The following is a 20,689-nucleotide window of genomic DNA, read 5'->3' on the forward strand; positions in this document are numbered from 1 at the left end:
ATGATGACTAAAACACATTAGAGATAATAAGAAAAGTACCAGAGTATTCATTTAAAAATAAATTAATTAAGCCATGAAAGAAAATAATTAAAAAAACCAATAACTCAGGTGGAAAAAAACAATGGAAAAAAAACATATGCAGGATCTCAACCCGGATAAGGTAGGAAAAGATCAGGGTGAATCGTTGATGAAGAAGTATGGTTTTTTTGTAGCAGCTATTCTTTTTCTTATTCTATTTTTTATGCCTACGCCTGAAGGCCTTTCAAAGGAAGGTCAGCAAGCAATTGCAATTTTTGTATTTGCTTTAGTTATGTGGGTTAGTTGCCCGATTCCAATTTATTTAACTTCTCTGATTACTATTATTTTACTCAGCCTGACGAGTACGTGGGCAGAGAAAAAAGTGCTAGGAACTTTAGGATATGAAGTTATCTGGTTAATGGTATCTGCTTTTGTACTTACTTCGGCCATGATTAAATCAAATCTGGCGCGTCGTTTCGCTCTATATATGGTCACTCACTTTGGCAAAACACCCAAAAAGACCCTATTCATTCTGGTATTTATCAATTTTATACTAGCTTTCTTTGTTCCCTCGACAACAGCTCGCGCCACATTGATGGTTCCTATCTGTATTATATTGTTGGAAGTGTACAAAGCTTTGCCTGGTGAGAGTAATCTTGGCCGCGTTATGATGCTACAGGGTGTTCAAGCCGATGCTTTAGCGACCTCCGGTGTATTGACTGCAACCGCCGGTAATATTATTGCCGTGGGCTTTATTAATGACTTAACCGGTTCAACTATTGGTTATATGGACTGGTTGCTGGCAGCTATGCCCACGGCCATTATCACTATGGGGATAACCTTTTTTATTGGATTGCGTGTATTTTCATTCAAGGGGGAGTCAACCTTTAGTGAAGGTATCAAACGATTACATACAGAGCTCTCAAATATGGGAGGGTTATCAACGGTAGAGCAGAAAACACTATTTATTTTTCTCGGTACGGTAATATTGTGGGCAACGTCTGACTATCACGAAGCATGGTTTGGCTTCGAGATTAGCATTTATATGACTGCAATTATTGCGGCCACTTTTTGTCTGCTTCCTCAAATAGGGATACTGAGTTGGAGTGAGGCCAAAATAAAATGGGATTTGATGTTATTTGCTGCTGGTGCATATGCCGCAGGTAATGCATTGGAGAAATCAAAAGGAGCTGAGTGGTTAATTGGTAAAGTTGTCAACATATTAGGCATGGAAAATATGAGTCATACAACAGTATATATTCTGGTTGTGTTTATCAGTATGTATAGCCACCTGATCTTTACCAGTAAAACAGTTCGAGTCACCATCTTGATACCCTCGTTTATTGCACTAGCAAAAACATTAGGTATGGATCCTGTTGGTTTAGCACTTGCAGCGGCAATTACCACCAGTTACACCATTACATTACCGCCACATTCTAAAGTTAATGCCATATATTTCTCTACAGGTTACTTCAGCATACTCGATCAAATTAAATACGCTATGATTACGTGTTTTATCGGTGCATCTGTTATCAGTATCGCCTTATTCACGTGGTTCAAAATCATCGGAATATTCACAGGTTAGGGATGGTATCCATGTATTATAAGAAAGCGATTATCGCGATAGCTGACGGATTAGGAGATAGACCTAACCCACTACTTAACGGCTTAACACCATTACAAAAAGCATTCACACCTAACCTGGATAAACTAGCAGCTCAGGGGATTTGTGGAATGGTAGACCTTCTCGCTCCCGGAATTCCTGTTGGCACCGATATGGGGCATTTGATTTTGTTTGGAGGAAACCCAAGTGATTATCCAGGAAGAGGCCCTATTGAAGCCTATGGTATCGATATGGACGTACAAGAGGGTGACGTTATCTTACGTTGCAATCTTGCAACAGTTGATCAACAGGGGGTAGTGATAGACCGTCGGGCAGGGAGGATTAGTGAAAGTACTGAGGAATTGGCCCGGTCAATATCTGGAATGAAACTGGGTAATGATGTCACAGCCTATTTCAGACCAGCTACAGAGCATCGTGCGGTATTAATTTTGAGAGGTTCTGACCTGAGCGATAAAATTACTGACTCAGACCCAAAAGAACCACATCAGAACAAACGCTATCTGGAAGTAACACCTACAGATAACACACCTTCAGCGCAAAATACGGCCAGATTGCTTAATGAATTTTTGGTGAAAAGCCATGCAATTCTGGATGCCCACCCAACGAACTTGCGCCGTACAGCCCAAGGAAAACTTGCAGCAAACTTTGTTTTAACCAGAGGTGCGGGCAACTTCAAAAAAATCGCGTCTACTCCACAACGTCAGGGATTTAGAGGGTGCTGTATTGCTGGTGAGACTACGGTACTTGGCGTAGCTAAGTTAACGGGGTTTGACATCAAAACGGATGTTCGCTTTACAGCTAATTTGAATACTGACTTTGCATTGAAAGCAGAAATGGCGTTGAAGGCAATAGAGCAAAATGATCTGGTGTTTGTGCATATTAAAGCCACTGATCTTGCCGGGCATGATAATCTCCCTTTTGAGAAAATTGAAGCTATCGAATGTTACGATCGAATGGTTGGAGCAATACTTGACCAACTACCGGAATATACCTACTTTGCGCTTGTAGCTGACCACTCAACACCTTGTGAAGTTCAAGAACATACGGGAGAACCAGTGCCCGTCGCTATCTATGGCAAAGATATTCGCAGGGATCACGTTCTTACTTATGATGAAATTGCTTGTGCAGAAGGAAGTTTAAAAAGGCTAACCGGAACCTGTTTTATCAATACGATCTTTGACTATATGGGATATAGCCATAAACAAGGAAGTTAATGATGATTAGGTAGAAGTCTTAATAGTAATATTAGGACTTCTACCTGTAATCTATGTTTATATTCATCTCAGCAGTGTCAGGATTGTCTTAAGGGAAGGACGGCCGGAAGTAGCCAAACGTCTATCCTTGGTTCTCAATGAGATAGAATTGATACGGCTTATAGACTCTAATACGGAAGTAATAGACGCCGTTACGCTGATATAAATAGGTGCTAGCCTGAGAATAAAACAGGTGTCCATATACCCTGTCAGGGTTACAGTTAGTAACTCTGCGAGGAGGCATAAAGCCATATCCCTTCGGATTCAATATGTCACAATGCTTAAGAAATAGTTTGGAGCGGGTGAAGAGAATCGAACTCTCGTATAGAGCTTGGGAAGCTCTCGTTCTACCATTGAACTACACCCGCCAGGAGGAATAATTGCCGCATGATTATAAACCGCAAATCACGGCAGATAAAAGTAAAATTTACCAACAAAACTAGTCTGTTGATGCTCCATAGCAAAACAACAGCTAAACAAAACACCACACCATTTCCCTTTATATACCCCGACCCCATACAAAAAATAAAAAACCATATTAACCACCTTAAATTTATTTAAAAAACATTTAAACTTTCATTCATCATTTAAAAAAAGCCAATAATGTGAACCCCATCAAATAATAAAAAAACCTTTATTGTGAATTGGTAATACCAATCCATTAATACATTATTCCACCACATTACCCTAATAAAAAAAGGGGTATTATCCCGTTAGATTCTAATTTCATTTTTGCAAATATGATTTTCTAAAAATGCAAATAAAAACGATTCAGCATAAGCACCCATTAAAATAAGCCATTAATTTTCATTGATATATTATTAGTTTGTTAAATTTAACAATTAACCAAAACCGCCTGTTAAAGATTCTTTTATATTTACGCCATCCGCTTTGATGACTATTATCCTCAGCCACAGACTATTTAAATTTGCTTATTTTTATAGTCAGCAAAAAACTCATAAATAAAATATTTTCCTGCTAATTATCAGTTGGAAAAACTCAATTCAAACATCAGGAAAATAGGATCCTGAGCGTATAAATAAAAAATTAAAAATAAAAACATCTTCTAACCGCACTAAACCTTAGGAGTAACTTAACGATGGATTTCATCATTGTTCTCGGTGCCCTGTGTTTTCTAATGTTCGCAGCCTATCGCGGATATAGCGTTATTCTGATGGCACCCATCGCTGCTCTCGGTGCCGTTCTTCTCACCCAACCTGCCGCCGTTGCTCCTGTCTTCTCCGGGCTGTTTATGGATAAGATGGTGGGCTTTATTAAACTCTACTTCCCGGTGTTCCTGCTGGGTGCTGTTTTCGGTAAGGTGATAGAACTCTCCGGATTTTCTAAATCAATTGTTGCCGCCGTTATCAAGTGGATCGGACGTGAACGCGCCATTATGGTTATCGTGATCGTTTGTGCTCTGCTGACCTACGGCGGCGTTTCACTGTTCGTTGTGGTATTCGCTGTTTATCCGTTCGCCGCTGAGATGTTCAGACAAGGAAATCTACCCAAACGGTTAATTCCCGGTGCTGTGGCACTGGGGGCATTCTCATTTACTATGGATGCCCTACCCGGCACGCCACAAATTCAGAACATCATTCCTACCACTTTCTTTGGTACGACAACCTTAGCGGCACCGATACTGGGCTGTATTGGTGCGGTATTTGTCTTCTGTATTGGTATGGCTTATCTGAACTGGCGTTTACGCACTGCCATTCGTAAAGGGGAAGGCTATGGTACTAATCTGCTAAATGAGCCAGCGCCGGTAGATACCAGCGACCTACCTTCACCTTGGTTGGCTATTACGCCGCTGATCCTGATTGGCGTAGCCAATATGGTCTTTACCAAACTGATACCCAAATGGTATGGCGCAGAACACATCGTCTCACTGCCAGGCTTGAAAAGCCCATTGGTCACCAAAGTGCCTTCCATCGTTGGTATTTGGGCGGTAGAAGCAGCGCTGCTGTTGGGTATTATTTTCGTTCTTTGTACGGCATTTAATGTGGTGCGTAAGAACTTTGCTGAAGGCACGAAAGTCGCCATTGGTGGTGCCATGCTGGCCTCGGTCAACACCGCATCAGAATATGGTTTTGGTGCCGTTATCGCCGCACTGCCAGGCTTTATGATTATTCGTGATGCGTTAACCAGTATTCCTAACCCATTAGTTAATGCTGCCGTTACCGTAACATCACTGGCCGGGGTTACCGGTTCGGCCTCCGGCGGTATGAGTATTGCTCTGGCCGCCATGGGAGATCAGTTACTGGCAGCAACTCAGGCCGCAGGAATCAGCCCTGAAGTACTACACCGCGTGGTCGCAATGGCCAGTGGCGGTATGGATACCCTGCCCCATAACGGCGCGGTTATCACGCTGTTAGCCGTTACCGGCCTGACCCATAAAGAGTCCTATAAAGATATTTTTGCCGTGACCTGCATTAAGACTCTGGCGGTGTTTTTCGTCATCGGCGTTTATTACATGACCGGATTAGTTTGATTTTTAGCTGATTGCTAAGGAAGTATAAAAATGGCTGCTCAATTTGTATCTCTGGATGAGTTTGCCCAATCCATTCAGGATGGGGACAGGCTGGTACTTGGTGGTTTTATCGGCGCGGTAGTACCCGAAGCGCTGGAAAAAGCCGTTGGTTCTCGCTTTAAGCGGGAGGGACATCCACGTAATTTGTCCCTCTACTTCGCCGCAGGTCAGGGTGATTCAGCAGAAAGAGCGGTAAACAATCTGTCGGAAGAGGGTTTGGTCTCTTTCGTTATCGGTGGCCACTGGGGCTTAATTCCTAAGCTGCAAAAACTGGCTAATGAAGAAAAAATCACCGGTTATAACTTGCCACAGGGCATTATCGCCCACCTGATGCGTGATACCGCCGCAGGTAAACCGGGCACACTCAGCCATGTCGGGCTGGGAACGTTTGTTGACCCGCGTATTGAAGGCGGAAAGATCAATAAGTCCACCAAAGAGGATTGGGTCGAAGTTATCACCATCCATAATAAAGAGTATCTGTTCTACAAACGTTTAGACGCCAACGTTGCGCTGCTGCGCGGTACTACCGCCGATGAAAACGGCAATATCACCATGGAAGACGAATGCCTGTTTGTGGAAAACCTGGCAGCGGCCCAAATGGTAAAAAATAACGGTGGTCGGGTTGTGGTACAGGTAAAACGTAAGGTCAAGGCGGGAACCCTTGAGCCGCAACAGGTCCGTATTCCCGGCATTCTGGTGGATATGGTAGTGGTCGTTGATAACCCGGCAGAACATATGCAGACCTTCGCTGAACAGCAAAATGATGCTTACTGCCGCCTGACGCCAAAAGTAGAAAAAGCCGTTGAGCCAGTAAAACTGGATGCTAAAAAAGTCGTTGCCCGTCGTGCCGCTCAGGAGCTGAAGCGCGGAGCCATCATGAATCTGGGTATTGGTCTGCCGGAATATATCTCCGCCGTTGTCGCCGAAGAAGGACAGGCAGGCGCGATGAACCTGACCGTTGAGCCGGGTGCCATTGGCGGTACGCCTGCCGGTGGCTTAAGCTTTGGAGCTTCCGCTAACCCGGAAGCGATCATTACTCAGGATCAGCAGTTTGACTTTTATGACGGTGGCGGCATCGATCAGGCATTCCTTGGTCTGGCGGAGTGCGATAAAACCGGCGACCTTAACGTGTCCCGTTTTGGTACCAAAATTCCCGGCTGCGGTGGATTCATCAATATCACCCAAAACGCTAAAGCGGTGTTCTTTTGTGGCACCTTTACCGCTGGAAAATTTGATATTCAGGTTGGTGACGGCAAACTCACTATCAATAAAGATGGCGATATCAGCAAATTTATCGACAAAGTTCAGCAAATCACCTTCTCGGCGAAAACCGCCAACGAAAACCACAAACCGGTGCTGTATATCACCGAACGTGCAGTATTCCGTCTGACCCCACAGGGATTAGAACTAACGGAAATTGCACCGGGTATCGATCTGGAAAAAGACATTCTCGGCAAGATGGAATTCGTTCCACAAATCAGCCCGAATCTGAAAACTATGGATGAAGCCATTTTCCACGACCGCCCTATTGGTTTAACGCTGAAATAACACCCCAATTACCGCGCCGCTTATCACCGGGCGCGGTAATTAACCAAATTATTTACGTCTATGCTCAACTGGAGAAAAGTTATGTTAAACAAAATTTGTGTGGTCACTGGCGCTGGTCGCGGAATTGGTCTGGAAATCGTGAAGAAATTTTCACAAGCCGGTGCCAAAATGATTTTTGCCGTTGATATGAACGAGCAAGAGCTGAAATCACTGGAAAACCAATACCCAAATGTACGCCCGGCCAAACTGAATGTGTGCGATCGCCCGGCTATCGCCGCTTTTGTTGATGCCGTAAAAGCCGAATTCGGCCAAATCGACGTTCTGGTTAACAATGCCGGTATCACCCGTGATGCCATGATCGGTAAAATGACCGAAGATGACTGGGATGCCGTGCTTAATGTCAACCTGAAGGGCGTGTTCAATATGACACAGGCCATCGTGGCACTGATGACCGAAAACGGCAAAGGCTCAATCATCACCATGTCTTCTATCGTGGGTACCGATGGCAACATTGGTCAAAGCAACTATGCAGCCACAAAAGGCGGCGTTATTGCCATGACAAAAGGCTGGGCTAAAGAGTTCGCCCGTAAAGGGGCACAAATTCGCGCTAACTGCGTAGCGCCGGGCTTTACCGAAACCCCAATGACCAAAGATCTGCCGGAAAAAGTGCTGGAAAGCATCAATAACAAAACCCCACTGGGCCGTATGGCCACCGCAGAAGATATTGCTGAAGGGGTTCTGTTCCTGGCGTCTGAAAAAGCCAAATTTATTACCGGTCAGGTTCTGAAAATTGACGGTGGATTAACGCTGTAAGCGCATTAGAAGGTGATATATGACAAATAAAGTATACATTGTTGCCGCCCAGCGCGCGGCAATCGGCAGCTTCTGCGGAACCTTATCCTCATTACCGGCAAGCGATATTGCTGCGCAAGTGATGCAAAAAACGCTGGAAAAATCAGGCATTAAACCAGAATGGCTGGACGAAGTGATTGTCGGTAATGTGTTAAGCGCTGGTCAGGGCCAAGGCCCGGGCCGTCAGGCGGCATTAAAAGCAGGTGTACCGGATTCTGTTCCGGCCTATACGCTGAACATGCTGTGCGGCAGCGGTATGAAAACCATTATGGATGCTGCCTCGCATATTAAAGCCGGAGATGCAGATCTGGTGATGGCGGCCGGTATGGAAAATATGTCCTCCGCCCCATTCCTGATGCCGGGAAAAATACGTAACGGCGTGAAGATGGGCAATATGACGCTGGAAGACTCCATGCTGATTGACGGTTTAATGGATGCCATGAACCCGATCCATATGGGCGTTACCGCTGAAAACATCGCTGAAAAACATCATATCAGCCGTCAGGAGCAGGATGACTTTGCGCTGGCCAGCCAGCAAAAAGCCGGTGCAGCTCAGGAACAAGGCAAATTCCGTGATGAAATCGTGCCGGTGATGGTTCCGGGGCGTAAAGGCCCGGTCACCTTTGATACCGACGAATACATCAAGCCTTTCACCACGCTGGCGGATATGGAAAAGCTGCGTACTGCCTTTAAAAAAGAGGGTGGAACCGTCACCGCCGCTAATGCTTCCGGCCTGAATGACAGTGCCTGTGCGCTGATTGTTGCCAGTGAAAAAGCGGTAGAGAAGTATGGCCTGAAGCCTATTGCTGAGATCGTCTCTTACGCCCAGGCCGGTGTCGATCCTAAAGTGATGGGCCTTGGCCCGGTACCGGCAATTAGCAAAGCGCTCAAAAATGCCGGTATGCGTTTACAGGATATGCAGTTAATTGAACTGAACGAAGCCTTTGCTGCCCAGTCTCTGGGGGTTTTACGTGAACTGTCGCAAGAGCACGGCTGTAGCGTGGAATCGCTGTTACCTCATACCAATGTGAACGGTGGCGCTATTGCCCTTGGTCATCCACTGGGTGCCAGCGGTGGTCGTATTACCGTTTCTCTGATACATGAAATGAAGCGTCGCCATAATCAGTATGGCCTGGCTTCGCTCTGTATTGGTGGCGGTATGGGTGTGGCTATCGTGATTAAGAATCTCTGATTTTATCGGCGAATGCCTCACCGCTGAATTTTTTTGGGGTGAGATTGTTGTTTGTCTGATTCAATTTCAGTGGATATTTCGGCCGTAATGACTATGTGGGCATATCACCCAAGTTCCCGGCCGGAAGAGCGATTCAATTAGCTTTAACGTGTAATCTGACCTCTTGTACATTAGTTCAGGAGGTTTTTTTTATTTCCCTCTGAATAGACAGAACCTACCTATCCTCCCATTTTGTGAGCGCTCAGAGCGACCTGCACAATAAGAGATCGTAAAATATACTATTGGGACTCATGTCCCGTTTAAGGGATAGATTATTTTTACCGCCAGCCAGCGTAGATTGTTCCAAACCTGTAGTTTTGCTTCAAATAACGTGGCGAATATAACAACAATGAAAAACGATAAAGTGGGAGTATCGTCATGCTGGATAAAATTATCTTCTTTTGTGCCGTGGTTAAGTCGGGCTCACTAAGCAAAGCGGCAGAGGAGTTTAATATTTCAGTTTCAGCCGCCAGCCGTTGGGTTGCCGAGTTGGAAAAAGAGATGGGAGTCAGCCTGTTAAAACGCTCCACGCGTCGGGTATCTCCTTCTCAAACCGGTATGCACCTTTATGAGAAGTTTGAACCACTGGCGCGGGAAGCCCGTGAAATGATCGAAGAAGTCATGAGCACCGGCAATGACTATATTGGCCTGATTCGTATTGCTTCCACTCCGCTGTTTGCCACTGAACATTTGGTGGATATCATCTCTAACTTCCTGATTGAGTACCCTAAAATTAAGGTGAAGCTGTTTATTAACCCATTTCCGGTTAATCTGGTGGACGAAGTCGACTTCTCCATTCGCGCTCAGGCCAGCTACAAAGGAAAGATTGACCATGACTCTTCTGATGTGCGTAAACGCTTAGTCAGTGAACCGCTGGTCACCGTTGCCTCATCGCGCTACTTAAGCCAGCACCCCGCTCCGCAAAGTCCAGAGGATTTAGCTACCCATCGCTGTCTGTATTCCAAGAGTCTGGTCGGTGGTAACAAATGGCAATTCTTCCTTAATGGCAAAGTCAGTATCTATAATATTCCGAACTTTTTTGAGTGCGATAACTCAGAGATCCTCAAACGATTGGCCCTTAATCACGCAGGTATTGCCTATCTGCCCAAATCTTTAGTGGAAGAGGATATTCGTCAGGGGCATCTGGTCAGTATTCTGGAGAACTATATGGCCAGTACTTTTGATATTAATCTCTACTACAAGCGACGTGAACACTATCCGGCCAGACTATCGTTATTTAAAGATTATCTAATTAGCAGCCTTGAAAAACGTTTATCAGAAAAAAAGAAATAATAGCAATTCATACCGCCCCGGAATAAAAGAGGCGGTATTTTATTATTTAGCTTTGATAATAAAATGGCTCCAGGCAATAACCATTCCGACACAGAAATAATTATTTCCCGGTTCGACTTTAATCATAAATATGATTAAAAACAATAAAAGAAAGATTTAATATATTTTAATTTTATATACAACAAAACCCCTTCTGATATTGCTATCAGAAGGGGTTTATTATTTATCTTATTACGATTAATTATTCTGCCAGATGGGCTTCAATAAACCACACGAACTTATCCAGATCGCGGGAGGCCGCAGTAAACATATCGGCAACGTCTTCATCTTCTGCTTCGGTAATTGCTTTACGCATTTCATTCGCCACAACCGCATAGCGGTCAGCCAACGCGGTCAGATGGTCTTTAACGGTGTAAATATCCGTTGGATAAGCCTTCAGCGTAGTGGCTACTGCTACCGCCTGTAAAGTCCCCATTGCGGTACCACCAAACTGAACCACGCGCTCTGCAAAAGTATCCTGATGGGCCAGCAGCACATCACGAAAACCGTCGATCATTTCATGAGCACTGATGAAGTTAATACCTTTCATATTCCAGTGCGCTTGCTTAGTAATCAGTGCTAAATCGGCCAGTTGAGCGACCATATGATTTAAAGCTTTAATTGAGGATAATTTTACACTTTCTTTGATATCAATGCGTGTGAAAGCTAATTTCGACTCTTTTGCTTTTAATGATTTAACTGTACTCATTGTCCGTGTCCTCATCGTTTTTTAACATTGGAGTATCTAATTAATATGCGTTCAGTATAGCACTCTGAGGGGATATTACAGATAGAATATGCCTATTATAGATATAGGCTACTGTGGTAAAGGGAAATAAATATCATTTTCAGCCAAACTTGATAACTATTACTATATACGAGCGATTCTCATTTAACAAATTAATAACGATCAAAATATTGTTGATATATAAATAAACCTCTTTATTCAAATACAAATCCCTCATCTACCCACACTAATGACGTCATATTATTGTCGACACTTATGCTGAATCAGCCCCAATCCTTCTCTGGCTAAAAATTTATTCTTTATCTTTCAATTAATTAAAATACTATCGATTATGGCATAAAAAATGCTTGCTTATCATTGTTATGGTTTCAATTTCGACACCAGTCACTTAACAGCCTAAATGTGCAGATAGTCAGATAACTAAAAGACATGACCAAATATCCGGCTATCTACGGTTAATGTAAATAACTAAGAGAGTACACATTATGGATAATACTCATACAGACGGCGTCAGTTGCCTTTCCGCCCCGGAAATGGCCAAAATTGCAGAAAATGCCGGTATTTATAAAACCAATAAACCACTGAGCCAAGTTTATATTTCTGCCATTCTTGCAGGCTTATTTATCTCTATCGCTTTTGTCTTCTATATCACTGCCACAACCGGAACTGCCAGTGCCCCCTACGGGTGGGCCAAATTTTTAGGTGGTGCCTGCTTTTCACTGGGACTAATGTTAGTCGTTGCCTGCGGTGTTGACCTGTTCACCTCCACCATTTTAACCAGCGTCGCTAAAGCCAGTGGTAAAATTAGCTTGCGTCAAATGATGGCCAACTGGACTCATGTGTATATCGGTAACTTCTTTGGCGCCCTGCTTCTGGTGACGATCATTTGGTTTGCCAGTCAGCATACGACGGTCAATGGGCAATGGGGGTTAAACGTATTAAATACCGCACAATATAAACTGCACCATAGTTTTACTCAGGCGGTTTTTCTTGGTTTGATGGCCAACCTGATGGTCTGTCTGGCAGTATGGATGAGTTATGCGGGTAAGAGCCTGATGGATAAAATGTTTATCCTGATCCTACCTATCGCCATGTTTGTTGCCAGCGGCTTCGAACACAGTATCGCTAATATGTTTATGATTCCGATGGGAATGGTAATTAAAAACTTTGCCGCACCTGAATTCTGGGTTTCCGCAGGTGTTTCCCCTGAGCAATTTTCCGATCTGACACTGGCTAACTTTTTACTGAAGAACCTACTGCCGGTCACCATTGGTAATATTCTGGGGGGACTGATGGTTGGCCTGCCTTTCTGGTTTATGTATCTGAGAAAACAGACTATGGATAATGCACCACCCCATAGCAATGTGATGCATTTAGAACAAAAAAGTAATGCTTCTCCCTCATCACCACCTGAGTCCAAAGTTGCCTGAACCCATAAAAAACGGGCCGCGCTGTATCTCAGACGTGGCCCGAAGAATTAATAATAACCGTTAAAGTTACTCGGCTTCTTTACCATACTTTGGTGAACGAGGGCCGTAGAGAATACCGCTTGGTCTACCGGCAGACAGTAAACGCGCGGCGGTAACACCTGCAACTTCATAACTTTTATCGGATATGGTATGGCTGATTTGGGTAATCGCCGCCTGAAGCAACATGCCCAAAATGCCATTATTACCAGAGTCTCCTTCCGCCGTAGAGGCCGTAGCAGAACCACTCCATAACTGTTGACCGGATTTCAGGTCTACCAGTTTGCCGCTTACCGTTACCCGTGACTCACTGCTAATCACTTTATAAGAGCTACCGTAATCGGTGACTTCCAGATAGAGCACGGCATCAGCTGCAAAAATCTCCCTCAGCTTGGTAGCACTCACACCCTGAATGTCATGGGCATTGGTCATGCCGTTTTGTTTGAATACCTCTTCCACCACCGCAACCGGGAAGACATAGTATCCCGATTCTGCCAGCGGTAAAGTTACCTGAGATAAAACACCATGGCTGGCATTCACTTCCGGTGATGAGTTTTGAGGCAACAGCACTAAAATGCTTTTCGGCTGGCTTTGTCGGAAGGCTGAATAATCATAATCAACAGGTTTAGCACATCCTGCCAGCAGTAAAGACACCATTAAACCCGTTAATGCGATTAAATGTCTCATTTCTTAACTCCCTTTAACTTTTTCTGCAGAAAATCCATAAAGGGTGCGGATTCAGGAAACAGCACCTTCTCTGCTTCAAACTCACTTCCGGCAAGTTCAGGATGCCCGGTATTGCTATATAACATACCCAAATGGGCATGTAGTCCCGGAGGAACTGGGAGATCTTTGGCTTTAGCCTGTTCGATAGCTGCTTTTAAAGCGGCTATCTGTTCTTCGGGCCCCGTTTCAAGTTTGTAATACTCATAAACAGTATCCTGATAATTATCCCAACTATAGATAGGTTTAGGCGCGTTCATACAGCCGCCCACCATACCCGCAACCAGCAGCAACCCTGCTTTATACCCTAATTTCATTATGACTATTCCATTTAATTATTGTGCCGGTTTCCAGGAACCATTTTCGATGCCGGTAACCAAATTATTAACCGCTTCGCGAATAGCCAGATCCAGTACCTTACCATTCAGCGTTGAGTCATAGCTGGCCGTACCACCAAATCCAACCACTTCACGGTTAGACAGCTCGTATTCGCCTGCACCCTGCACCGAGTAAACCACTTCAGAAGTGCGTACATTGACAATATTCAGACTCACTTTGGCATAAGCGATTTGAGTTTTACCCCGGCCCAAAATACCAAACAGTTGACGATCGCCAACTTCCTTACGACCAAATTCGGTCACATCACCGGTAACCACATAATCAGCACCTTTTAGCTGCTGGCTTTTGCCGGTTATTTTTGCTTCACCCTTAATCTCTTCCATATTGGCGCGATCTAACACATTAAAGCGCCCGGTTTGCTGCAGATGAGTAATAAGGATTGTTTTTGACTGATTTCCCAGACGGTCAACACCATCCGAGAACACGCCATTCATATAGTTGGAACGGTTATCAAACTTACCAACGGAGATCGGGCTACGTTCACCCTGATAACTGGTGTTATAAGAAGCAACTTTTGGTACTTCAACACTACGAGAAGATTCGGTTGCGCATCCGCCCAGTAACACCATGGCACTAACGCCCATCCCTAATACTATTTTCTTCATCATGAAAAGATAATCCTTTGTTTACATAGAGTTAAGTTACAAACCAATCCATAATATTGATACACTATGGCTACATTCTGACAACATAATGGATAAGGTGTTCACTTATTCACCGCTGAACTTGCCAATCATAAATAATTTTTTAAAAAAAATACACTTAATTATATAATATCTATAATAAAATGTTTTTTATCCACTAATGGAGATTGGTACAAAAAAAAGGGAAGACAACGCTTCCCCTGAGTATCTATGTAAAATTTTGGCTATTTCACCGGACGCATCGCCGGGAACAGGATAACGTCACGAATAGTGTGGCTGTTGGTTAACAACATCACCATACGGTCAATACCAATGCCTAAACCAGCCGTTGGCGGTAAACCATGCTCCAGCGCCGTAACATAGTCTTCATCATAGAACATCGCTTCGTCATCACCGGCATCTTTCTGGCTAACCTGATCGGCAAAGCGCTGCGCCTGATCTTCAGCATCATTCAGCTCGGAGAAGCCGTTACCGATTTCACGACCGCCGATAAAGAACTCAAAGCGGTCGGTAATAAACGGATTATCATCATTACGACGGGCTAATGGTGAGACTTCTGCCGGGTACTCAGTGATGAAGGTTGGTTGGATCAGGTGACTTTCAGCGGTTTCTTCAAAGATTTCGCACTGAATGCGGCCCAGACCCCAGCTCTTCTCAACTTTAATGCCTAAAGATTGCGCAATAACTTTCGCTTTATCCATATCATCTAAATCGGCAAGGTTAGTCTCCGGACGGTAGTGGCCAATCGCCTCTTTCATGGTCATTTTGGTAAATGGCTTACCAAAATCAAAGGTTTGATCGCCATATTCCACCGTGGTGGTACCCAGCACTTCCTGAGTCAGGGTGCGGAACAGATCTTCAGTCAGCACAATTAAGTCTTTATAATCGGCATAGGCCATATACAGCTCAATCATGGTGAATTCAGGGTTATGACGTGGAGAAACCCCTTCGTTACGGAAGTTACGGTTAATTTCGAACACCCGCTCAAAACCCCCTACCACCAGACGCTTCAGATACAGCTCCGGCGCAATACGCAGATACATATCGATATCCAGCGCATTGTGATGGGTAATAAATGGACGCGCAGAAGCACCGCCCGGGATCACCTGCATCATTGGGGTTTCTACTTCCATAAAGTCACGTTTCACCATGAAATTACGGATAGCCGCCATAATTTTAGAGCGAATCACAAAAGTACGACGAGAATCATCATTGGTGATCAAATCTAAATAGCGCTGGCGATAGCGAGTTTCCTGATCCGCCAGGCCGTGGAATTTATCCGGCAGCGGGCGTAATGCTTTCGTTAACAGACGAACTTCATGACAGTGAACCGACAGCTCACCGGTTTTTGTTTTAAACAGTTTACCGCGGGCAGAGATAATATCCCCCAGATCCCATTTTTTAAACTGCTCGTTATAGATGCCTTCCGGCAGATCGTCACGGGAAACATAAATCTGAATGCGACCACCTGCATCCTGTAATGTCGCAAACGACGCTTTACCCATGATGCGGCGGGTCATCATACGACCGGCAATCGCCACTTCCAGGCCTAATGCTTCCAGCTCTTCGTTTTCTTTATCATCATATTCTGCGTGTAGCTTGTCGGATGTAACATCACGACGAAAATCGTTGGGGAACGGATTTCCCTGCTCGCGCAGGGCAGCTAACTTCTCACGACGAGCCTGTAGCTCGTTATTCAGTTCCGCAATGGATTGCGCTGCATCATGCTCTTGAGGTTGCTCAGACATTTCTGTTCTATCCTTTTTTATAGCCCAGCTTTTAAGCTTGCTTCAATAAATCTGTCCAGGTCGCCATCTAATACGGCCTGAGTATTACGGGTTTCAACACCGGTACGTAAATCTTTAATGCGTGAATCATCCAGTACATAAGAACGAATCTGGCTACCCCATCCGATATCCGATTTGTTCTCTTCCATTACCTGCTTGTCCGCATTTTTCTTTTGCATTTCATACTCATACAACTTAGCCTTCAGCTGTCGCATAGCCTGATCTTTGTTCTTATGCTGAGAGCGGTCATTCTGGCACTGCACCACAATATTGGTCGGCATATGGGTAATACGTACCGCAGATTCGGTTTTGTTAACGTGCTGACCACCGGCACCGGACGCGCGGTATACGTCAATGCGCAAATCCGCCGGGTTGATTTCAATATCAATGTCATCGTCAACTTCCGGATAGACGAAGGCAGAACTGAATGAGGTATGGCGACGACCACCGGAGTCAAACGGACTCTTACGGACTAAACGATGAACGCCGGTTTCGGTACGTAGCCAGCCATAAGCATAATCACCAATCACTTTAATGGTGGCAGATTTGGTGCCGGCAACATCACCATCAGACTCTTCAATCATTTCCGTTTTAAAGCCTTTGGCTTCGGCCCAGCGCAGGTACATCCGTACCAACATGCTGGCCCAGTCCTGAGCTTCCGTACCGCCAGAACCAGCCTGAATATCAATATAACAGTCGGCACTGTCATATTCGCCGGAGAACATACGGCGGAATTCTAATTGGGCTAATTTTTCTTCCAGCAGGTTTACTTCTTCAACCGTCTCATTAAAAGTGTCCTGATCGTTCTCTTCCACTGCCAGTTCCAGCAGTCCGGAGACATCTTCAACACCTTGTTCAATTTGATCGATGGTATCTACGATAGCTTCAAGGGAAGAACGTTCTTTGCCGAGTGCCTGCGCACGCTCAGGCTCATTCCAGACATCAGGCTGTTCTAGTTCTGCATTGACCTCTTCCAGACGTTCTTTCCTGGCATCATAGTCAAAGATACCCCCGAAGAACTGCTGTCCGCTCGGACAGGTCCTGGATCTGGTTTTTTACCGGATTAATTTCAAACATGATTTGTACTTACCATTACGTCGTATACGTTGACAGGATTTTTATCATAAACGAGTAATTCTATCGGATCTGCGCTGCGGAATATAGCTGAAACAGGGGCTTTTTATACATCTTGCGGGTGAATAATGGCCTGAATGTGTAGAAAGAAGAAGATGTGTGGGAAAAGTTAGCGCACAATTTCATCTTCAGTAACCTATTATTATCATTCTCTATTCAAATTAGGCTGATAAATCTCGTACACTACCCGGCTAACGAATGTGTCTGTTCCAGTTTGTTTACCAGAAAGAAGGCATTATGTGGTTTTTCAGATTTCGACAAGCTTTTGTCGCGCTTTTATTGCCCTGGCTATTGGCGGTATTAACTCAAACCGCTGGCAGAATTTATTTGCTATCAGCTTACGGTTCGAACGAAATTCTGGCGGGTTTCGATTCTGATGTAACACGGATGTTTTGGGTTGGCGGTCTGTTTGATATTCGGACCGCCAGTCTGCTGTTTGTTCCCTGTCTGCTGATTGCCGTCTTGCTGGCCATCAGTCCGCGCAGCTTTCATTTCTGGCAGCGTTTCTGGCCCTGGCTGGCAACATTGTTCAGCACGCTGGTAATGACGATCACCGTTGGCAATATCTTTTATTACGCCACCTACGATCGGGCTATTGATATTTTTGTCTTTGGCTTAATTGAAGACGATACCACGGCGGTATTGGCGACTATGTGGCAGGACTATCCGGTCATTCGCGGCCTGTTGGGATTGGGGCTGTTTGCGCTGTTGGTTTTCTGGCTTTATCGCCGCTGGCAGCGGCGGCTGAGTGCAAAGCCGGAACGTCGTGCCGGTCTGCCGATGGGTGCATTATCTACGCTGCTGATTCTGGCTATTGGTTTTGTTGGAATGCGCGGTTCCGTTGGTACCTTCCCTCTGCGTCAGTCAGATTCGCAGGTTTCCGAACTCAAAATGTTAAATATGCTAACGCCTAACGGACTGATAGCCCTTAGCTGGGCGTTTAAAGCCCGCAGTGAAAATAACCATTTTGCCGAAGCCACCGATCAACAAGGTCAGGAACTGCTCAGTCGCTTTCTGGATAAGCCAACCCCTGCCGGGCTGGCACCCTTTATGGCAAAAACCGATGTTAACCTGGTAGCGAAGCAAACGCCGCCTAATGTGGTTTTCGCCGTCATGGAAAGCATGGGCTATTACCTTGAAAGTTACGATCGACCGGACCGCGATCTGTTTGGAGCATTAAAACAGCACTGGACCAGCGACTGGCGTTTTGAACGCTTTATCTCTGAAGGTGATGGTACTATCGATAGCTTAAGCCGCTTTTTCGTGCGCAGTCCGATGAGCGGTATCACCCAGTCCAGCGCCCAGTCCCTCGACTTTGCCAGCAATATGTTTAAGCCCTGGTTAGCTAACGGCTATAAAGTAATTTTCGTGACTTCCGGCAATGGTTCATGGCGTAACCTCAATCAGTTTCTTTCCCATCTTGGGGTTAGCGAATTTATGGAGCAAAACGGCCTGAAAAAACGCTATCCTGAGGCGCAGTTAGGTACCTGGGGCGTGCCGGATGAGTTTATGTTCCGCTATATTGAAGAGCGCCTGGCAGAAGCGGATAAAAAAGGGGAGCATGTACTGATTATGTCCATGTCCACCACCCACCATCCTCCTTATAAAACGCCGAATGGTTATCAAAAAACCCAAATAACTCTCAGCGACGAAGAAAAGCAGCGTCTGAGCAATCTGGCAACCGGCGCTACCCTTGACGAAGTAATGCAGACCCTGCGCTACACTAACGATCAGTTGGGGCAATTTATCAGTTGGGTAAAATTACAGCCGCTGGGAGCCCGTACCATTATCGCTGCCACCGGTGACCACAATATTCGCGGCATCGGCTACCCTGATACACATGAGCGAGTACTGGGGCACGGAGTACCCTTCTATTTGTATGTTCCACAAGCCTATCGTCAACAGAGCCATTTTGATGCGGCACGCGTTGGGAGTCATAAGGATATCTGGCCAACGCTGTATCAACTGAGCCTGTCCGATACCCCTTATTATAAAACCGGCTGTAACCTGCTGGCAGAACATCTGGATGATATCTGGTGTCAGGGCTATAACCCGGAGGCGGTTATTACACCACAGGGCGCTTATCTTCTGACGGATAAAGGCGAGTATCGCCCCTGGGCTTCTGATAAGGGTCTGCTATTGGGTGAACCTCAAGCCATGACCCCGGAACAACAGAAGCAATTTAACCGCTGGAGTGGGTTTACGGATTTGCTGTTATGGCAGTTGAACAGGCAGGTGCATAAACAGCCATAGTCGGGAAGTCTATTCGTTCGGTATAGCCTCTAATGTGTCGTACTGAACTGCAACAAACCTGATAAATTGGCCTCAATGAATATTCCGGTCGTAAAATTTAAAGTGTTTATATTAGCTTTGAACTCGACCGGAAGACCGTCTGTACTTAGTTTCAGTGCATGTCGGGCCAGGTCCGCCTGGGCGCTGTTCAAACAGGCTTTGCCTGTTTGTCCGGCAGCTAAAGCTGCTACGACCCCAACGGCGGCCTCGCCCGCCGATTGGTTACTCTCCCCAGTAAATACTTAGCCTCTCATCCAGAAAGTTATCTAAACGCTATTTATCAGCATTTAATTCACTGATTTTTCAGCAATCTGTTCACTATTCCCGTTATCCACTACCGCGATAAATCGCTCCAGAAGCACCATGAGTTCTCCCAGTTTTTCTTCGGAGAAGCTGCTTTCAATCTGACGATAGCCTTTTTCGATGTGTTCTTTTGCCTGCTGGTAGACCTGATGACCTTTATCGGTTAGCGAGACGTAGAGTTTGCGCTGATCGTTGAGGGGTTTAAGGCGAATGATCAAGCCATCGCGTTCCATACGCGACAAAATTCCTGTCAGACTGGGCCGCAGAATGCAGGTTTGTTTTGCCAGAAGGTGAAAATCACAGGAGTGCATTTCTGCCAGTACCCGGATGATACGCCACTGCTGCTCCGTCAGATTATATTCATTCAGGATCGGACGAAAAAAGCCCATTGCGGCTTCACGCGCTTGCAACAGGGCAATGGTCAGAGACTCATGCATAAATATTTCACTCTCAATTAAACTTCAGATAACTCACATCAGTATGGCATGTAAACCAGATATTCATTTCAATTCAACACGCCCAAATGGGTTTCACCACCATCCTGAAGGATGCTTTTCCAGCCATATTAACCATTTAACCAAATCTCTGCAGTAAAAATTCAATTAAATATTAATGATAAAAACAAAAGCTGAATCACTCAATCAATATTTAACATTTTATTTAATTGATAAATAAAATAAATATCAATTATTTGTAAATAAATTGTTACTTATATCACAATATTTAAATCTTTATTTGATCGCCATGAGACATGGGTATAAATAGATATCATTAATATATTAACGATTATCTTATGTGGGGTAAT

General features: G+C 44.9%; 15 protein-coding genes, 1 tRNA gene and 1 pseudogene. 9 read left to right on the forward strand and 8 right to left on the reverse strand.

Going from position 1 to position 20,689, the window contains the following annotated elements; genetic code table 11:
- Positions 1-121: 121 nt before the first annotated feature.
- Together LPW36_RS03775 and apgM are read left to right on the forward strand one after the other, a co-directional pair.
- Entirely contained in the window at positions 122-1,603 is a 1,482-nt protein-coding gene (locus tag LPW36_RS03775; protein ID WP_230608139.1) for an SLC13 family permease, read from the forward strand.
- Between the two features lie 11 nt (positions 1,604-1,614).
- On the forward strand, positions 1,615-2,856 hold the full coding sequence (gene apgM, locus LPW36_RS03780; protein ID WP_230608140.1) for a 2,3-bisphosphoglycerate-independent phosphoglycerate mutase: 1,242 nt from the start codon (positions 1,615-1,617) through the stop codon (positions 2,854-2,856).
- A 333-nt stretch (positions 2,857-3,189) separates the two neighbouring features.
- On the opposite strand, the gene LPW36_RS03785 is transcribed toward apgM, so the two are convergent.
- Positions 3,190-3,263, reverse strand: a tRNA-Gly gene (locus LPW36_RS03785).
- A 731-nt stretch (positions 3,264-3,994) separates the two neighbouring features.
- Between LPW36_RS03785 and LPW36_RS03790 the strand changes: the two genes are divergently transcribed.
- The 5 genes from LPW36_RS03790 (at position 3,995) to LPW36_RS03810 (ending at position 10,349) form a co-directional block, all read left to right on the forward strand.
- Positions 3,995-5,386 (forward strand): GntP family permease, encoded by a 1,392-nt coding sequence (locus LPW36_RS03790; protein WP_230608141.1) that lies wholly within the window; start codon positions 3,995-3,997, stop codon positions 5,384-5,386.
- A 30-nt stretch (positions 5,387-5,416) separates the two neighbouring features.
- The gene (locus tag LPW36_RS03795) at positions 5,417-6,973 is read left to right on the forward strand and encodes an acyl CoA:acetate/3-ketoacid CoA transferase (protein WP_230608142.1); all 1,557 of its coding nucleotides are present in this window, start codon (positions 5,417-5,419) and stop codon (positions 6,971-6,973) included.
- A gap of 81 nt (positions 6,974-7,054) precedes the next feature.
- Positions 7,055-7,786: a 3-oxoacyl-ACP reductase FabG gene (gene fabG / locus LPW36_RS03800; RefSeq protein WP_230608143.1), complete on the forward strand. Its 732-nt coding sequence runs from the start codon at positions 7,055-7,057 to the stop codon at positions 7,784-7,786.
- A gap of 19 nt (positions 7,787-7,805) precedes the next feature.
- Positions 7,806-9,017, forward strand: coding sequence for an acetyl-CoA C-acetyltransferase (locus tag LPW36_RS03805; RefSeq protein WP_230608144.1), 1,212 nt, complete (start codon positions 7,806-7,808; stop codon positions 9,015-9,017).
- Between the two features lie 417 nt (positions 9,018-9,434).
- Positions 9,435-10,349, forward strand: coding sequence for a LysR family transcriptional regulator (locus tag LPW36_RS03810; RefSeq protein ID WP_230608145.1), 915 nt, complete (start codon positions 9,435-9,437; stop codon positions 10,347-10,349).
- A 241-nt stretch (positions 10,350-10,590) separates the two neighbouring features.
- Here LPW36_RS03810 and dps read toward each other — a convergent pair whose 3' ends face one another.
- Positions 10,591-11,097: a DNA starvation/stationary phase protection protein Dps gene (dps, locus tag LPW36_RS03815; RefSeq protein WP_230608146.1), complete on the reverse strand. Its 507-nt coding sequence runs from the start codon at positions 11,095-11,097 to the stop codon at positions 10,591-10,593.
- Positions 11,098-11,621: 524 nt separating this feature from the next.
- Between dps and focA the strand changes: the two are divergent.
- Positions 11,622-12,464, forward strand: a pseudogene (gene focA, locus LPW36_RS03820) (formate transporter FocA); the annotation flags it as partial.
- 168 nt (positions 12,465-12,632) lie between these two features.
- On the opposite strand, the gene LPW36_RS03825 reads toward focA, so the two are convergent.
- From LPW36_RS03825 to prfB, 5 genes are all read right to left on the reverse strand, one after another.
- On the reverse strand, positions 12,633-13,289 hold the full coding sequence (locus LPW36_RS03825) for a DUF799 domain-containing protein (RefSeq protein ID WP_230608147.1): 657 nt from the start codon (positions 13,287-13,289) through the stop codon (positions 12,633-12,635).
- Positions 13,286-13,642 carry a DUF4810 domain-containing protein gene (locus tag LPW36_RS03830; protein ID WP_230608148.1) on the reverse strand — a complete coding sequence of 119 codons (357 nt, stop codon included), beginning with the start codon at positions 13,640-13,642 and terminating at the stop codon, positions 13,286-13,288. Before LPW36_RS03830 ends, LPW36_RS03825 begins: the two co-directional genes overlap by 4 nt.
- Positions 13,643-13,660: 18 nt before the next feature.
- The gene (locus tag LPW36_RS03835) at positions 13,661-14,332 is read right to left on the reverse strand and encodes a CsgG/HfaB family protein (protein WP_230608149.1); all 672 of its coding nucleotides are present in this window, start codon (positions 14,330-14,332) and stop codon (positions 13,661-13,663) included.
- 260 nt (positions 14,333-14,592) lie between these two features.
- Positions 14,593-16,116, reverse strand: coding sequence for a lysine--tRNA ligase (gene lysS / locus LPW36_RS03840; protein WP_230608150.1), 1,524 nt, complete (start codon positions 16,114-16,116; stop codon positions 14,593-14,595).
- Between the two features lie 17 nt (positions 16,117-16,133).
- A protein-coding gene (gene prfB, locus LPW36_RS03845) for a peptide chain release factor 2 (RefSeq protein ID WP_230608151.1) occupies positions 16,134-17,232 on the reverse strand; the annotation gives its coding sequence in 2 pieces (ribosomal slippage) (positions 16,134-17,156 and positions 17,158-17,232; 1,098 coding nt in all).
- 294 nt (positions 17,233-17,526) lie between these two features.
- Between prfB and LPW36_RS03850 the strand changes: the two genes are divergently transcribed.
- Positions 17,527-19,542, forward strand: coding sequence for an LTA synthase family protein (locus LPW36_RS03850; RefSeq protein WP_230608152.1), 2,016 nt, complete (start codon positions 17,527-17,529; stop codon positions 19,540-19,542).
- Between the two features lie 326 nt (positions 19,543-19,868).
- Here the strand turns inward: LPW36_RS03850 and hpaR are convergent, their stop codons facing one another.
- The gene (hpaR, locus tag LPW36_RS03855) at positions 19,869-20,321 is read right to left on the reverse strand and encodes a homoprotocatechuate degradation operon regulator HpaR (protein ID WP_140920942.1); all 453 of its coding nucleotides are present in this window, start codon (positions 20,319-20,321) and stop codon (positions 19,869-19,871) included.
- Between the last annotated feature and the right edge of the window lie 368 nt (positions 20,322-20,689).

Source organism: Limnobaculum eriocheiris, assembly GCF_021010575.1.
Classification (GTDB): domain Bacteria; phylum Pseudomonadota; class Gammaproteobacteria; order Enterobacterales; family Enterobacteriaceae; genus Limnobaculum; species Limnobaculum eriocheiris.

Bases quoted from the DNA above. Each gene is read 5' to 3' on its own strand.
- LPW36_RS03805 (WP_230608144.1), top strand. From the start codon at position 7,806: ATGACAAATAAAGTATACATTGTTGCCGCCCAGCGCGCGGCAATCGGC.
- dps (WP_230608146.1), bottom strand. From the start codon at position 11,097: ATGAGTACAGTTAAATCATTAAAAGCAAAAGAGTCGAAATTAGCTTTC.
- LPW36_RS03790 (WP_230608141.1), top strand. From the start codon at position 3,995: ATGGATTTCATCATTGTTCTCGGTGCCCTGTGTTTTCTAATGTTCGCA.
- LPW36_RS03850 (WP_230608152.1), top strand. From the start codon at position 17,527: ATGTGGTTTTTCAGATTTCGACAAGCTTTTGTCGCGCTTTTATTGCCC.
- LPW36_RS03795 (WP_230608142.1), top strand. From the start codon at position 5,417: ATGGCTGCTCAATTTGTATCTCTGGATGAGTTTGCCCAATCCATTCAG.
- apgM (WP_230608140.1), top strand. From the start codon at position 1,615: ATGTATTATAAGAAAGCGATTATCGCGATAGCTGACGGATTAGGAGAT.
- LPW36_RS03810 (WP_230608145.1), top strand. From the start codon at position 9,435: ATGCTGGATAAAATTATCTTCTTTTGTGCCGTGGTTAAGTCGGGCTCA.
- lysS (WP_230608150.1), bottom strand. From the start codon at position 16,116: ATGTCTGAGCAACCTCAAGAGCATGATGCAGCGCAATCCATTGCGGAA.
- LPW36_RS03825 (WP_230608147.1), bottom strand. From the start codon at position 13,289: ATGAGACATTTAATCGCATTAACGGGTTTAATGGTGTCTTTACTGCTG.
- hpaR (WP_140920942.1), bottom strand. From the start codon at position 20,321: ATGCATGAGTCTCTGACCATTGCCCTGTTGCAAGCGCGTGAAGCCGCA.
- LPW36_RS03775 (WP_230608139.1), top strand. From the start codon at position 122: ATGGAAAAAAAACATATGCAGGATCTCAACCCGGATAAGGTAGGAAAA.
- LPW36_RS03835 (WP_230608149.1), bottom strand. From the start codon at position 14,332: ATGATGAAGAAAATAGTATTAGGGATGGGCGTTAGTGCCATGGTGTTA.
- LPW36_RS03830 (WP_230608148.1), bottom strand. From the start codon at position 13,642: ATGAAATTAGGGTATAAAGCAGGGTTGCTGCTGGTTGCGGGTATGGTG.
- fabG (WP_230608143.1), top strand. From the start codon at position 7,055: ATGTTAAACAAAATTTGTGTGGTCACTGGCGCTGGTCGCGGAATTGGT.